Origin of the sequence: Ferrovibrio sp. (assembly GCF_965278975.1) — a bacterium.
Classification (GTDB): Bacteria; Pseudomonadota; Alphaproteobacteria; order Ferrovibrionales; family Ferrovibrionaceae; genus Ferrovibrio.
Map to the genome: position 1 here is coordinate 198,509 of NZ_OZ257126.1, position 12,771 is coordinate 211,279.

A 12,771-nucleotide genomic window follows, 5' to 3' on the forward strand; every position below is an offset into this window, starting at 1 on the left:
CCGAACCGGTGCCGCTTTGAACGGGAAGCGTTCACTTCGCTCTTTCCTGATCCAGGCAACTCTGCCAACTTATATATACAAGTGAGGAGAGGTCGTCATGCGCCGCTTTTGGCTGAGCCGGGCCTATCTGCCAGGAGATACTGCTGCTGGTGGCTGGGCCAGCGAGGTTGAAATCACCACCGATGCCGCCGGCCTGATCACCGCCGTACAGCCGGGTCGCGCGGCAGCAGTGGATGCCGTGCGGCTGGATGGCCCGGTGCTGCCCGGTCTCGCCAACCTGCACAGCCATGCCTTCCAGCGCGCCATGGCCGGCCTGGCCGAGATTGCCGGTCCGGCGGGCGATGATTTCTGGACCTGGCGCGAGACCATGTACCGTTTTGCTCTGACGCTCTCGCCCGAGGATGTGGAGGCCATCGCGGCGCAGCTTTATGCCGAGATGCTGGCCCAGGGCTATACGGCGGTGGGCGAGTTCCATTACCTGCACCATCAGACCGATGGCCGGCCCTACGACGACAGGGCCGAACTGAGCTGGCGCATCCTGGCCGCCGCCGAACAGACCGGCATGGCGTTGACCCATCTGCCCGTGCTCTATGCCACCGGCGGCTTCGGCAAGCCGGCCAGTGAACGCCAACGCCGCTTCCTGCATGACATCGACGGCTATGCCGCCCTGCTTGAAAGGCTGCGGCCGCGCCTGACCGGCAGGCATCGCCTGGGGATGGCGCCCCATTCGCTGCGCGCCGTGCCTGCCGAGATGCTGCGCGCCGCGCTGAGCCTCGATGCCTCCGGCCCGGTGCATATCCATATCGCCGAGCAGACCGGCGAAGTGGCGGAATGCGAAGCCTTCACCGGCCAGCGCCCGGTGCAATGGCTGCTCGATCATGCCGCTGTGGACGCCCGCTGGTGCCTGGTCCACGCCACGCATATGACCGCGGATGAAACCGCGCGGCTGGCGGCAAGCCAGGCCGTTGCCGGCCTCTGCCCGACCACGGAAGCCAATCTCGGCGATGGCCTGTTCCCGGCGGTGGAGTATCTGCGCCAGGGCGGCCGCTTCGGCATCGGCTCGGACAGCCATATCAGCATCAACGCGGCGGAAGAATTGCGCTGGCTGGAATACGGCCAGCGCCTGTTCCATCGTGGCCGCAATATGCTGAGCGGCGCGCCGGGTGCCGCTACACCTGGGGCTGCTACTGGGCCGAAACTGTTCGATGCCGCCGCTGCCGGCGGCGCACAGGCCTTGCAGCAGCCGACCGGCGCGATTGCCGTGGGCCGGCGCGCCGATTTCGTGCTGCTGGATGGCAATGCGGCGCAATTCGCCGGGCTGCCGCCGGAGCGCCTGCTGGATGCCTGGATATTCTCTGGCCAGCCGAACGCTGTGCGCGAAGTCTATGTCGGCGGCGAGCGCGTGGTGGCCGAGGGCCGCCATGTGAAAGCCGAGGCCATCGCCGCGCGCTACCGCGCGGTGATGCGGAAGCTGCTTAGCTCTTGATGAAATCCAGCGCCGCGTCGCCGGCGCAGAAATCGATCAGCCGGCGCATGAAGGCCTCGCCTTCAACGATCTGGCTGATTTCGATGAACTCGTTCGGCTTATGCGCCTCGCGGATATTGCCCGGGCCACAGACCACGGTGGGGATATTGCCGACCTCGAAAATACCGGCTTCCGTGCCGTAGGAGACGGCATAGGCATTGTTCTGCCGCGCCATGCGCATCGCCAGCCGTTCGGCCTTGTTATCCGCCTGCGGCAGGAAGGGCGGCACATGCGCCACGATATTGGTTTCCACCCGCGCGCCGGGATGGATACGGCGCATCTCGGGCAGGATTTCCGCCGCAACATAGCGGTTGAACTCATCCACCACCAGCTGGTCATGCTCCGGCCGCACCGAGCGCACATCCCACATGAAGTGACATTCCTTGGCCAGGATGTTGCGGGCCGTGCCGCCATGAATCTGCCCCACCGTGATGGTGGTGTGCGGCGGCTCGAAGCGCGGCTCGCAATGCTCCGGCGCCTTGTAGGCGCGCTGGATGCGGTTCAGTTCGGCGATCATGTCGGCGGCATACTGGATCGCGTTGACGCCCTGATGCGTGGCGCTGGAATGCGCTTCCAGGCCATGCACCGAGGTATTGCAGGCACACACGCTCTTATGCGCGTTCACCACCTGCATCTCGGTCGGCTCGCCGACAATGGCGAGCGCCGGGCGCGGCCCGCCGCGCTTGATGAAATCGACAATGCCATGCACGCCGAGACAGCCGACTTCCTCGTCATAGGAAAACGCGAAATGCAGCGGCACGCGCAGCGGCTTCGCCAGCATCTCGGGCAACATCGCCAGGCTGATGGCGATGAAGCTTTTCATGTCAGACGTGCCACGGCCCCACAGCTTGCCGCTATGCTGCTCAAGCTTGAACGGATCGGTGACCCAGTCCTGCCCATCCACCGGCACCACATCGGTATGGCCGGAAAGGATGATGCCGCCTTCGTTCTGCGGCCCGATGGTGGCATACAGATTGGCCTTGCGGCCCGAGGCATCGAATATCTTCTCCGACGCAATGCCATGCGCGGCGAGATAGTCGGCGATGCAATCGATCAGGGCGAGGTTGGAATCGCGGCTGGTGGTATCGAAACCGACCAGGCGGGAAATCCAGTCGAGGGATATGGGCTGGCTCATCCCTCGCTTATAGACCAGCCCCCTGGCTTAGGCCAGAAGATGGCTTAAGCCAGCCGAGGCAATTCCGGCCTAAACGACGATATTGGCGATGGTGCCGGAATCCTTGCCACCGGCCTGATGCAGGGATTCGCGCACCTTGTTGCGGATTTCTTCTTCGATCTTGGCGCGCGCATCGGCATCGAGCTGGCCGAGTTGTTCTTCGGTCATGCCGGCTTTTTCCAGGTAATGCTTGCGGATGCGCTCGGCGACCGACATGCGGGCATAGTCGAGGAAATTCTGTTCGGTGGCATCTGGCTGGCCGGCGGCACCCTGGGCGCCATCGACCGCGGCGGCCTGGCTGCTGCCCTTGGCAGCATCGTCATTAGCGGCAACGCCCTTGGCGCCCGTGGCGGCGCTGGCGGCATAAGCCAGGTAGGAAGCGGTGGAGGATTGCACAGAGAGAGACATGACGGACTCCTGGATCAGGTTTGTTGCTCACGAAGCAACCGCCATGCCAGTTCCGTACACGAAAATTACTCAAATATTCCAATGATTTAATATTTATAAACCATAGTCTCGGGCGGCAGAAATTGCCGCCCCGGCAAAGCTCGCCGGGCCGCTGGCATCAGCGGTCGATATGGCCGAGATCGCGCTGCGGATCGAGCCGGTCGCGCACCAGCTGCTTCAGCGTCTTAACATCCGGGAAGCCGCCATCGCGCTTGCGTTCCCAGATCAGCTCACCGTCACAGGCAATGTGGAAAATGCCGCCGGTGCCGGGCTGCAACGCCACTTCGCCGAGATCATCGGCAAAGGTGGAGAGCAGTTCCTGCGCCATCCAGGCGGCGCGCAGCAGCCATTGGCATTGCGTGCAATAGGCGATGACGATGCGCGGCTTCGCCGCCGTCGCATCCGCCATTGCCGGATCAGCCTTCAGCGGCGCGGCCGCTGCCCGGGCCAATCATCGCCATGAATTCCTGGCGCGTGCGCGGATCCTCGCGGAAGGCGCCGAGCATGCGGCTGGTGACCATCGTGACGCCCGGCTTGCGGATGCCGCGCGTGGTCATGCATTGATGCGCCGCCTCGATCACCACGGCAACGCCGCGCGGCTGCAGCACGGTCTGGATCGTGTTGGCCACCTGGGCGGTGAGCTTTTCCTGGATCTGCAGGCGCTTGGCATAGACTTCCAGCACGCGCGCCAGCTTCGAGATGCCGACCACCCGCTTGCCCGGCAGATAAGCGACATGCGCCTTGCCGATGATCGGCACCATATGATGCTCGCAATGGCTTTCCAGCCGGATATCGCGCAGCACCACCATCTCGTCGTAGCCGTCGGTTTCCTCGAAGGTACGCTCCAGCATCGCCACCGGGTCTTCATCATAGCCGGCGAAGAATTCCTCATAGGAACGCACCACGCGGTCCGGCGTGCCGACCAGGCCTTCGCGGTCGGGATCATCGCCGGCCCAGCGGATCAGCGTGCGCACTGCGGCTTCCGCTTCATCGCGGCTCGGGCGGTCCTGCACCACATGGTCGCCCGCCTTGCTGAAACGCTTGATCTCGGCTTCCTTGCCCTTGGCCATGTTGTTCATCACGCCCATCTCCAATTGCCGATGCCGACCGGCACGGACCAGCCCATATACCCAGACGAAGCGGGTACCCCGATGAAATAGTGCTGCTCGCAGCCCAGGCAATGGGCGGTGATCAGTTCACCCGGCGCGCCTCATGCGGGCTGTCGAGCGAAAAAGCCGGAATGGCGACATCGAAGCTGTCCCCATCATGGCTCACCATCTTATACGAGCCGACCATGAAACCGGATGACGTCGGCAACGGCGTGCCGCTGGTATATTCGAAACGCTCGCCCGGCCCCAGCACCGGCTGCTCGCCAACCACGCCCGGGCCCTGCACTTCCTGCACCCGGCCGCGCGCATCGGTGATCTTCCAGTGGCGGCTTTGCAGCTGCACGGTCTGCTCGCCCTTGTTCTCGATCACGATGTTGTAGGCCCAGACGAAATAATTCTCATCCGGCGAGGATTGCTCCTCGAGATAGGAGGGACGCACGGTGATGGCGATGCCACGGGTGATCTTCTGGTACATGGCCCCGATTGTAGAACCCGGCGGCGCTTTGTCCACCCCGACAGATGCCGTGAGAGGAACCAGAAAAAGCAACGGCCGCCTTGGGTTGCCCCAAGACGGCCGCTGTTAACCTTAGATCCAGCGCTTACTTGCGCAGGAAGATCTCGGCGCGACGGTTCTCGTCGTTGCGCTCGCCATCGGCGGTCGGAACGCGCGGACGGGTTTCACCGAAGCCGGCAGTCTGGATCGCCGGACCACCAATGCCCTTGGCGGTCAGGTAATCGGCAACCGACTTGGCGCGGCGCTCGGAGAGCTTCTGGTTATAGGCATCCTTACCCGAACGGTCGGTGTGACCTTCGATCACGATGCGAGTGCTGCCGGTGGCACGGAAGTCAGCAATGGCGCGATCAAGCACCTGCGAGGCAACCGGGCTGATGTCCGACTTGTCGAAGGCGAAGAACACCACATAGGTCTCCGGCAGACGAGCCGGCGGCGGCGGCGGCGGCGGAGCCTGCACGGCGGGAGCTGCCGGCGGCGGCGGGGGCGGCGGCGGCGGGGCGGCCACAGCAGGCTGCGGCTTCGGCGCCGGCGCCGGGGCGCCAAAGCGGTAGGTCACACCGAGCATCACGACATGGTTCTGGTTGCTCGACTTGCCATCGACGCCAGCGGTGTTGCTGTCGAACTTGGCACGGGCACCGGTGATGTAGCGGTAGTCGGCGCCGACCAGCCAGTTGTCGCTGAGCGTGTAGTTGGCACCGATGATGCCCTGCACCGACGGAGCCCAGGAGCTGTCATCGAAGCGGGCGCCGCTGACAGTGCCTTCAGCGCCGATATTCTGCAGGCCGACACCGAAGCCGACATACGGCACGAAGTTGCCCATGCCGGAGAAGTCATAGAGCACGTTGGCAAAGGTCGACCAGGTGCTGATATCGACGTTGTTGGCACCCTTGCCATCGTTCTGACGATAGCCGAGTTCACCTTCAACGCGCACATCGCCAAAGCCGTAGCCAACCTTGCCGGCAACGGCCGGACCAGCGTCGTGCTCCACCGCGGCGGGGCCGCCAGGGGCGTTGCGGATCTTGGTGTCGCCGGTCCAGGCAGCGCCACCAGCCAAGCCGGTATACCAGCCGGTGGTCTGCGCCATCGCCGGCTGGATCGCCAGGACGGCGAGAGCGGCACCGGCCAGGAGGGCCATACGCGCGTTCATCATCAAACATCTCCCTTCAAAAAACCAAGGCTGACCGGATACTTGGGGTAGCCGGCGCCGGGGACTCGAAAACAGTGCCCACAATATCGGCGCTGGCGCCGCCAGCGTAAAGCGGAAAGGCGGTGGCAGGACGGAAAAAACACCCCTCTGTGGCAAAGCTGCCACAGGGGGGAACGTATTCAGCCGGCAGTGGCAAGTGCTTGATTTAAATCGTCGATGACATCAAGCGGGTCTTCCAGGCCGACCGACAGGCGCAGCAGGCCATCATCGATCCCAAGTTTTGCCCGCTCCTCCACCGACAACCGCTGATGCGTAGTGGTAGCGGGGTGTGTCACCAAGCTCTTCGCGTCGCCAAGATTATTGGAGATATCCACCAATTTCAGGGCGTTGAGGGTCTTGAAGGCCCCCGCCTTGCCGCCCTTGACCCGGAACGCCACCATGTTGCCGGGTCCAGCCATCTGGCGCTTGGCGAGATCATATTGCGGGTGGCTCTGCAGGCCGGGGAACAGCAGCTGCTCGATCTGCGGGTGCCCGGCCAGGGCCGCCGCCACGCTGGTGGCATTCTCGACATGGCGGGTGACGCGCAGTTCCAGGGTTTCCAGGCCCTTGAGCATGACCCAGGCGTTGAACGGGCTGAGGGCCGGGCCGGTATGGCGCAGATAAACGGTCAGTTCGTCGCGCACAAAGGCTTCCGAACCGAGGATAACACCGCCAAGCGCCCGGCCCTGGCCGTCGATATGCTTGGTGGCGCTGTAGACCACGATATCGGCGCCGAGTTCCAGCGGCTTCTGCAGTACCGGCGTGGCGAACACGTTATCGACGACGACCCGGGCGCCCACGGCATGGGCGATGTCGGCCACGGCGCGGATATCGATCAGCTCCAGGGTCGGGTTGGCCGGGGTTTCCAGGAACACCGCCTTGGTGCGCTTGGTGATGGCGGCTTCCCAGGCCTTGAGGTCGGTGCCATCCACCAGCGTTGACTTGATACCGAAGCGCGGCAACAGGTCTTCGACGATATAGCGGCAGGAACCGAACACGGCGCGCGCCGACACTACCTCGTCACCCGCCTTGAGCTGGCACATCAGCGCCGCATTCACCGCCGCCATGCCGGATGCCACGCCGCGCGCGGCCTCGGCGCCTTCCAGCAGGGCCATGCGGGTTTCAAACATTTCCACGGTGGGGTTAGAGAAGCGGCTATAGACGAAGCCCGGCTGCTCGTTCTTGAAGCGCGCCTCGGCGGCCTCGGCGCTGTCATAGCAGAAGCCGGAAGTCATGAAGATGGCTTCCGAAGTCTCGCCGAACGGCGAACGCATGGTGCCGCCACGCACCAGCTTAGTGGCCAGCCGCAAATTCTCCGCCTTGCCCTTCTGATCGCTCATCTCGCCCTCGCCAGCCGCCCCTGCGGCATACAAAGAAGTGGGGCAACAAAAAACCCCGGTACCGCAAAGGTCCGGGGTTCATAAACCGCCCGACCTTTTAGCGGTTTGTTTAACGTGGTCCGCAAGCCGGTCGGCTCAAATCACCACGATGGAAAGCGGTTTTATGCCGCATTTCCGAGGCCGTCAAGCGGTTTCCCGCCAACGGCGCCCGGCTCTTTCCCGTACCTAGCGCGCGGTCCGGCCGCCATCCCGCCGCGCGCCTCAGCGCGCGGTCCAGCCGCCGTCGATGGCGATGGCAGTGCCAGTGATCGACTTCGCCGCCTCGCTGCAGAGATACACCGCCAGGGCGGCCACTTCCTCCACTTCCACGAAGCGCTTGTTCGGCTGCGCCGCCAGGATCACTTCGCGGATCACACGCTCGCGCGGCATGTTATGCGCCTTGGCCTGATCCTCGATCTGGCCTTCCACCAGCGGCGTGCGGACATAGCCCGGGCAAATGGCATTGACGGTGATGTTGGTTTCGGCGACTTCCAGCGCCGCCGACTTGGTGAAGCCGATCTGGCCATGCTTGGCGGCGACATAGGCCGACTTGAAGGGCGAGGCGACCAGGCCATGCGCCGAAACGATATTCACCACGCGGCCCCAGTTGCGCTGCTTCATGCCCGGGAAAGCCGCCTTGGTGGCATGGAACGTGGATGACAGGTTGATATCCTGGATCGCCTGCCACTTGGCCTCGGGGAATTCATCCACCGGGGAAACGAACTGGATGCCGGCATTGTTGATCAGGATGTCGAGGCCGCCGAAAGCGGTTTCGGCCCCCTTCACCAGATCGGCAACCTCGGCCGCCTTGCTCATATCGGCGCCGCTGTAGAGCACCGTGACGCCGGTTTCAGCCGCCAGGCCGGCACGGATCTGCTCGATGGCCGCCGGATCGCCGAAGCCGTTGAGCATGATGTTCACGCCCTGCTGCGCCAGCGCCCGGGCAACGCCCAGGCCGATGCCGCTGGTGGAACCGGTGACGACGGCGGACTTGCCTTTGAGCATCAGTGCTCTCCATTTATTGCGGTGCGGCGCACGATAGCCCGCGGCCCCGGAGCCTTGCAACAGCGGGGCCGCTGGGCTACCCAGGATGAAGCGGATTTTGGAGGCTCAAAGCCGATGTTTTACCAGTTCAATGACGACGAACCGGCGCAGGACGACAAGGACAAGGACGCCAAGGCGGAAAAGTCCGGTGGCCTGGACGAACGCCTGTTCAAGGCGCGTACGATCCTGATTTTCGGCGGGATCGACCAGAAGCTGGCCAAGGAAGTCACTGCCCGCCTGTTGGCCCTGGCCCATGCCGGCGACGACCCGATCACCTTGTTCATCAATTCCCAAGGCGGCCATGTGGAATCAGGTGACTCGATCTACGACGTGATCAAGTTCATCAAGCCCACCGTGCGCATCGTCGGCACCGGCTGGGTCGCCTCGGCCGGCGCGCTGATCTACTCGGCGGCGCCGCGCGAGAACCGCCTCAGCCTGCCCAACACCCGCTTCCTGCTGCACCAGCCGTCGGGCGGTGCCGGCGGCACGGCCTCGGATGTCGCCATCCAGGCCAAGGAAATCATCCGCATGCGCAAGCGGCTGAATGAAATCTTCGCCCGCGAGACCGGCCAGCCGCTGGAGCGGATCGAGAAGGATACCGACCGCGATTACTGGATGAGCGCCGAAGATGCCGTAAGCTACGGCCTGGTCGGCAAGATCATCTCGTCAGCCAGCGAACTCGGCTGAGCCTTCGAATAAGAAAAGCCCCGGCGGTGCGAACCGCCGGGGCTTTTTTGTTGCCTTGAGACTTCAGGACTTGAGCGGCACCGGCACGAAACGGGGTTCGCCGCCGCGCAGTATCTGCAGCAAGGCCACCTTGCGCTTGGCATCGCGCAGCGCCTTCAGCATCTCGGCGGCATCCTCGGGATTGCGCACCTCGGATTGCGAGACCTCGACGATCACGTCACCCGCACGCACATCGCGCTTGGCCGCCGGGCCATCGGCATCCACATCCACCACCACAACGCCCTTCACATCATCCTTGATGTCGAAGCGTTTGCGGGTTTCGGCATTCAGCGGCGCGATCTTGACGCCGAGATCAGCCAGCGCCGTCTCGCCACGCGCCGGACGCTGCTTCGGGTCACCGCCCTTGGCCGGCGGCGCTTCCGCCGAGGCCATGGCCTGCTCCAGTTCGCCAAGCGTGGCGCGCACGGTGACCTTCTTGCCCTTGCGCTGCAATTCCACCGGCACCGCCTTGCCCACCGTGGTTTCGGCCACGGTGCGGGTCAGCGCATTGGTGGAGGCGATCGGCTTACTGTCGAAACTGGTGATCACGTCGCCCGACTGGATGCCGGCCTTCTCGGCCGGACCGCCCGGTACCACCTTCGCCACCAGGGCGCCGCGTGCCTTATCGAGACCGAGGTCTTCCACCATCTCGTCGGTGACCGACTGGATCTGCACGCCGAGCCAGCCGCGCTTGGTGCGGCCGAACTCGATCAGCTGCTGCACCACCGGGCGGGCCATGGCGGAAGGCACCGAGAAACCGATGCCGATGGAGCCTCCGGACTGCGAGAAGATCGCGGTGTTGATACCGATCACTTCGCCGGCGCGGTTGAACAGCGGACCGCCGGAATTGCCCTTGTTGATCGAGGCATCGGTCTGGATGAAGTCGTCATAGCGGCCAGCGCCGATATCGCGGCCACGCGCCGAGATGATACCGGCGGTGACGGTGCCGCCCAGGCCCAGTGGATTACCGATGGCCAGCACCCATTCGCCAACCCGGGCCTTGCCCGATTCACCCCAGGCAATCGGCTTCAGCGGCTGCTTCGGCTCCACCTTCAGCACCGCAAGATCGACTTCCGGGTCGCGACCGATGACCTTGGCCGGCAGTTCCGTATTGTCATGCAGGATGACGCGGACCTCGTCGGCATCGGCGATCACATGATTGTTAGTGACCACATAGCCACGGGCATCAACGATGAAGCCGGAGCCCAGGGACGAAACCTGGCGCGGCGGACGGTTGCCGCCGCCCTGGCCGCCCTTCTGCTGGCGATCAAAGAAATCCTTGAAGAATTCCTCGAACGGCGAGCCTGGCGGGAATTGCGGCATGCCTTCCGGCAGGCCGCTACCGCCCGGGCGATTCTTCACCGTCTGGGTGGTGGAGATATTCACCACCGATGGCAGCAATTGCTCGGCCAGATCGGCGAAATCGCCTTCCGGGGCCCGCGCCTGGGCGGGACCAGCGCCGACCAGCAGCTGTGTGCCGAGCAGCAGCTGTGCGGCAAGCAGTGCCGCGGCCAAACTCTTGAGGGAAACAAAATTCTTGAACGGAATCTGTCCCTTGAGAGACGGCATCATACCCATATGTACCCTCCTGCCCGTGCGGAAAGCCGCCAGCCTAGCGCTTCGGCTTCGCCCCGGGGCTCTCCATAAAATAGCGGAAGAACTCCGAGTCGGGAGATAAAATCATCGTGGTGTCGCTCTGCTGCAGCGACTTGGAGTAAGCCTGCAGCGAACGGTAGAAGGCGTAGAATTCCGGGTCCTGGTTCGCCGCATCGGCGAAAATCTTGGTCCGGGAGGCATCGCCCTCACCACGCAGGATTTCCGACTGCTTGCGCGCATCGGCCAGCAGCACGGTGCGCTGGCGTTCGGCATCAGCGCGGATCTTCTCGCTCAGCTCGAAGCCGGTGGCGCGCTGTTCCTTGGCCTCGCGCTCGCGCTCGGTCTGCATGCGGCGGAAGATCGCCTGACCGATTGCCTCGGGGAAGTCGGCGCGCTTGATGCGCACATCCACGATGTCGATGCCCAGCCGCTTGGCGTCCACCTCTAGCACATTGCTCACCGCCTGCATCGCCGCCGGGCGGTCGCCCGAGACGATGGCGATGGCATCGAGCTTGCCGAAGGCGCCGCGCAACGCGTTGGCCACCGACGGCGCCAGGTTGTTGCGCAGCAGGGCCTCGTTGCGCACCGACTGGTAGTAGAGCAACGGATCGACGATGCGGTAGCGCACGAAGCTGTCCACCACCAGGCGGCGGCGATCGGTGGTGAGGATTTCTTCCGGCTGCGCATCCAGGCCGAGGATGCGCTTGTCGAAATAGATCACGTCCTGGATCATCGGCACCTTGAAGTGCAGACCCGGCTCGGTGATGACGCGGCGCGGATCACCGAACTGCACCACCAGCGCCTGTTGCGCCTGGTGCACGGTGAACAGCGAACTCTTGAGCAGGACGCCGGCGGCGCCGAGAACGACGAGCAATGCAATGAGGACAGTGCGATTCATGGCGGCGTCCCCTTACTTCTTTTTCTGCAATTCGGGCAGCGGCAGATAGGGCACCACGCCCTGGCCACTCCCGCTGCTATCCATCAGCACCTTGTTGGTGCCGCGCAGGATATTTTCCATGGTTTCGAGATACATGCGCTTGGCAGTCACGTCCTTGGCCTGCTTGTACTCGTTGTAGATCGAGATGAAGCGCGCCGCTTCACCCTGGGCATTGGCAATCACTTCCTGCTTGTAGGCTTCCGCCTGCTGCAGCACGCGCTGCGCCTCGCCGCGGGCACGCGGCAGGATGTCGTTGCGGTAGGCCTCGGCCTCATTCTGCGCGCGTTCGCGGTCGGCCTGGGCCGACTGCACGTCGCGGAACGCGTCGATGACGGAAGCCGGCGGCTCGGTACGCTGCAACGCCACCTGGTTGATGGTGACGCCGGCCTTGTAGCCATCCAGCACGCTCTGCATCAGCAGGCGCGAATCATCGGCGATCTTGGTGCGGCCCTCGGTGAGGGTGAACTGGATCGGGTTCTTGCCCACCACTTCGCGCACGGCGCTTTCCGCCACCTGCTTGATGGTGCGCTGCACGTCGGAAACGTTGAACAGATAAAGCTGCGGGTCCTTGACCTGCCACAGCACGGTGAAATCGATATCGACGATATTCTCGTCGCCGGTGAGCATCAGGCTCTCTTCCGGCACATCGCGACTCTGGCCGGCGCGGGTTGAGGTTTCGCCGACGGTGCGGAAGCCGATTTCCTCGCGGTTCACCGTGGTGACGCGCGGCGTCAGCACGGTTTCGATCGGCCAAGGCCAATGCCAGCGCAGACCCGGCTGGGTGATATCGGCGAAACGGCCGAAGCGCAGCACCACGCCGGCCTCGTTGGTATCGACGCGGTAGATGCCGCTGCCCATCCACACCGCAATCGCGGCGAGGAACAGCAGGGCAATGCCACGGGCCGAGAAATTGCCGCCGGGCATCATGTCCCGCATGCGGTCCTGGCCCTTACGGAGCAGATCTTCAAGATTGGGAGGGATCGGGCCGCCGCCGCCATTGCCGCCACCACCGGTGGGACCACCACCGCGCGGGCCCTGGCCCCAGGGGCCACGGCCGCCGCCGCCGCCACCACCTTGCCAACCACCGCCACCACCACCTTGATTGCTCCAGGGCATACTCGTCCGTCCTTCCGC

General features: G+C 64.2%; 13 protein-coding genes and 1 riboswitch. Of the genes, 2 read left to right on the top strand and 11 right to left on the bottom strand.

What is annotated here, in order from left to right:
- The first annotated feature begins 97 nt into the window (after nucleotides 1-97).
- On the top strand, nucleotides 98-1,486 hold the full coding sequence (locus ACQY7X_RS00940) for a formimidoylglutamate deiminase (protein ID WP_428247961.1): 1,389 nt from the start codon (nucleotides 98-100) through the stop codon (nucleotides 1,484-1,486).
- Here ACQY7X_RS00940 and argE read toward each other — a convergent pair.
- The 8 genes from argE to ACQY7X_RS00980 form a co-directional block, all read right to left on the bottom strand.
- Nucleotides 1,476-2,660 (bottom strand): acetylornithine deacetylase, encoded by a 1,185-nt coding sequence (argE, locus tag ACQY7X_RS00945; protein ID WP_428247962.1) that lies wholly within the window; start codon nucleotides 2,658-2,660, stop codon nucleotides 1,476-1,478. The two genes, ACQY7X_RS00940 and argE, sit on opposite strands and share 11 nt — an antisense overlap.
- A gap of 69 nt (nucleotides 2,661-2,729) precedes the next feature.
- Nucleotides 2,730-3,107, bottom strand: coding sequence for a hypothetical protein (locus ACQY7X_RS00950; protein ID WP_428247963.1), 378 nt, complete (start codon nucleotides 3,105-3,107; stop codon nucleotides 2,730-2,732).
- A 157-nt stretch (nucleotides 3,108-3,264) separates the two neighbouring features.
- Complete coding sequence (locus ACQY7X_RS00955; RefSeq protein WP_428247964.1) at nucleotides 3,265-3,597, bottom strand: SelT/SelW/SelH family protein; 333 nt, start codon at nucleotides 3,595-3,597, stop codon at nucleotides 3,265-3,267.
- Complete coding sequence (gene folE / locus ACQY7X_RS00960; RefSeq protein WP_428247965.1) at nucleotides 3,563-4,228, bottom strand: GTP cyclohydrolase I FolE; 666 nt, start codon at nucleotides 4,226-4,228, stop codon at nucleotides 3,563-3,565. The genes ACQY7X_RS00955 and folE overlap by 35 nt, the downstream gene beginning before the upstream one ends.
- A gap of 109 nt (nucleotides 4,229-4,337) precedes the next feature.
- Complete coding sequence (gene apaG / locus ACQY7X_RS00965) at nucleotides 4,338-4,730, bottom strand: Co2+/Mg2+ efflux protein ApaG (protein WP_428247966.1); 393 nt, start codon at nucleotides 4,728-4,730, stop codon at nucleotides 4,338-4,340.
- A gap of 124 nt (nucleotides 4,731-4,854) precedes the next feature.
- Nucleotides 4,855-5,919, bottom strand: a complete 1,065-nt coding sequence (locus ACQY7X_RS00970; protein WP_428247967.1) for an OmpA family protein — start codon at nucleotides 5,917-5,919, stop codon at nucleotides 4,855-4,857.
- 176 nt (nucleotides 5,920-6,095) lie between these two features.
- Nucleotides 6,096-7,295 carry an O-succinylhomoserine sulfhydrylase gene (gene metZ / locus ACQY7X_RS00975; protein ID WP_428247968.1) on the bottom strand — a complete coding sequence of 400 codons (1,200 nt, stop codon included), beginning with the start codon at nucleotides 7,293-7,295 and terminating at the stop codon, nucleotides 6,096-6,098.
- Between the two features lie 77 nt (nucleotides 7,296-7,372).
- Nucleotides 7,373-7,452: riboswitch (SAM riboswitch) on the bottom strand.
- Between the two features lie 104 nt (nucleotides 7,453-7,556).
- Nucleotides 7,557-8,339: a 3-hydroxybutyrate dehydrogenase gene (locus ACQY7X_RS00980; protein ID WP_428247969.1), complete on the bottom strand. Its 783-nt coding sequence runs from the start codon at nucleotides 8,337-8,339 to the stop codon at nucleotides 7,557-7,559.
- A 114-nt stretch (nucleotides 8,340-8,453) separates the two neighbouring features.
- Between ACQY7X_RS00980 and ACQY7X_RS00985 the strand changes: the two genes are divergently transcribed.
- Nucleotides 8,454-9,065, top strand: coding sequence for an ATP-dependent Clp protease proteolytic subunit (locus ACQY7X_RS00985; protein ID WP_428247970.1), 612 nt, complete (start codon nucleotides 8,454-8,456; stop codon nucleotides 9,063-9,065).
- 63 nt (nucleotides 9,066-9,128) lie between these two features.
- On the opposite strand, the gene ACQY7X_RS00990 is transcribed toward ACQY7X_RS00985, so the two are convergent.
- The 3 genes from ACQY7X_RS00990 to hflK are packed head-to-tail and all read right to left on the bottom strand — an operon-like array spanning nucleotide 9,129 to nucleotide 12,753.
- On the bottom strand, nucleotides 9,129-10,676 hold the full coding sequence (locus ACQY7X_RS00990) for a Do family serine endopeptidase (RefSeq protein WP_428247971.1): 1,548 nt from the start codon (nucleotides 10,674-10,676) through the stop codon (nucleotides 9,129-9,131).
- A 40-nt stretch (nucleotides 10,677-10,716) separates the two neighbouring features.
- The gene (hflC, locus tag ACQY7X_RS00995; RefSeq protein WP_428247972.1) at nucleotides 10,717-11,598 is read right to left on the bottom strand and encodes a protease modulator HflC; all 882 of its coding nucleotides are present in this window, start codon (nucleotides 11,596-11,598) and stop codon (nucleotides 10,717-10,719) included.
- Nucleotides 11,599-11,610: 12 nt separating this feature from the next.
- The gene (gene hflK, locus ACQY7X_RS01000; RefSeq protein WP_428247973.1) at nucleotides 11,611-12,753 is read right to left on the bottom strand and encodes an FtsH protease activity modulator HflK; all 1,143 of its coding nucleotides are present in this window, start codon (nucleotides 12,751-12,753) and stop codon (nucleotides 11,611-11,613) included.
- Between the last annotated feature and the right edge of the window lie 18 nt (nucleotides 12,754-12,771).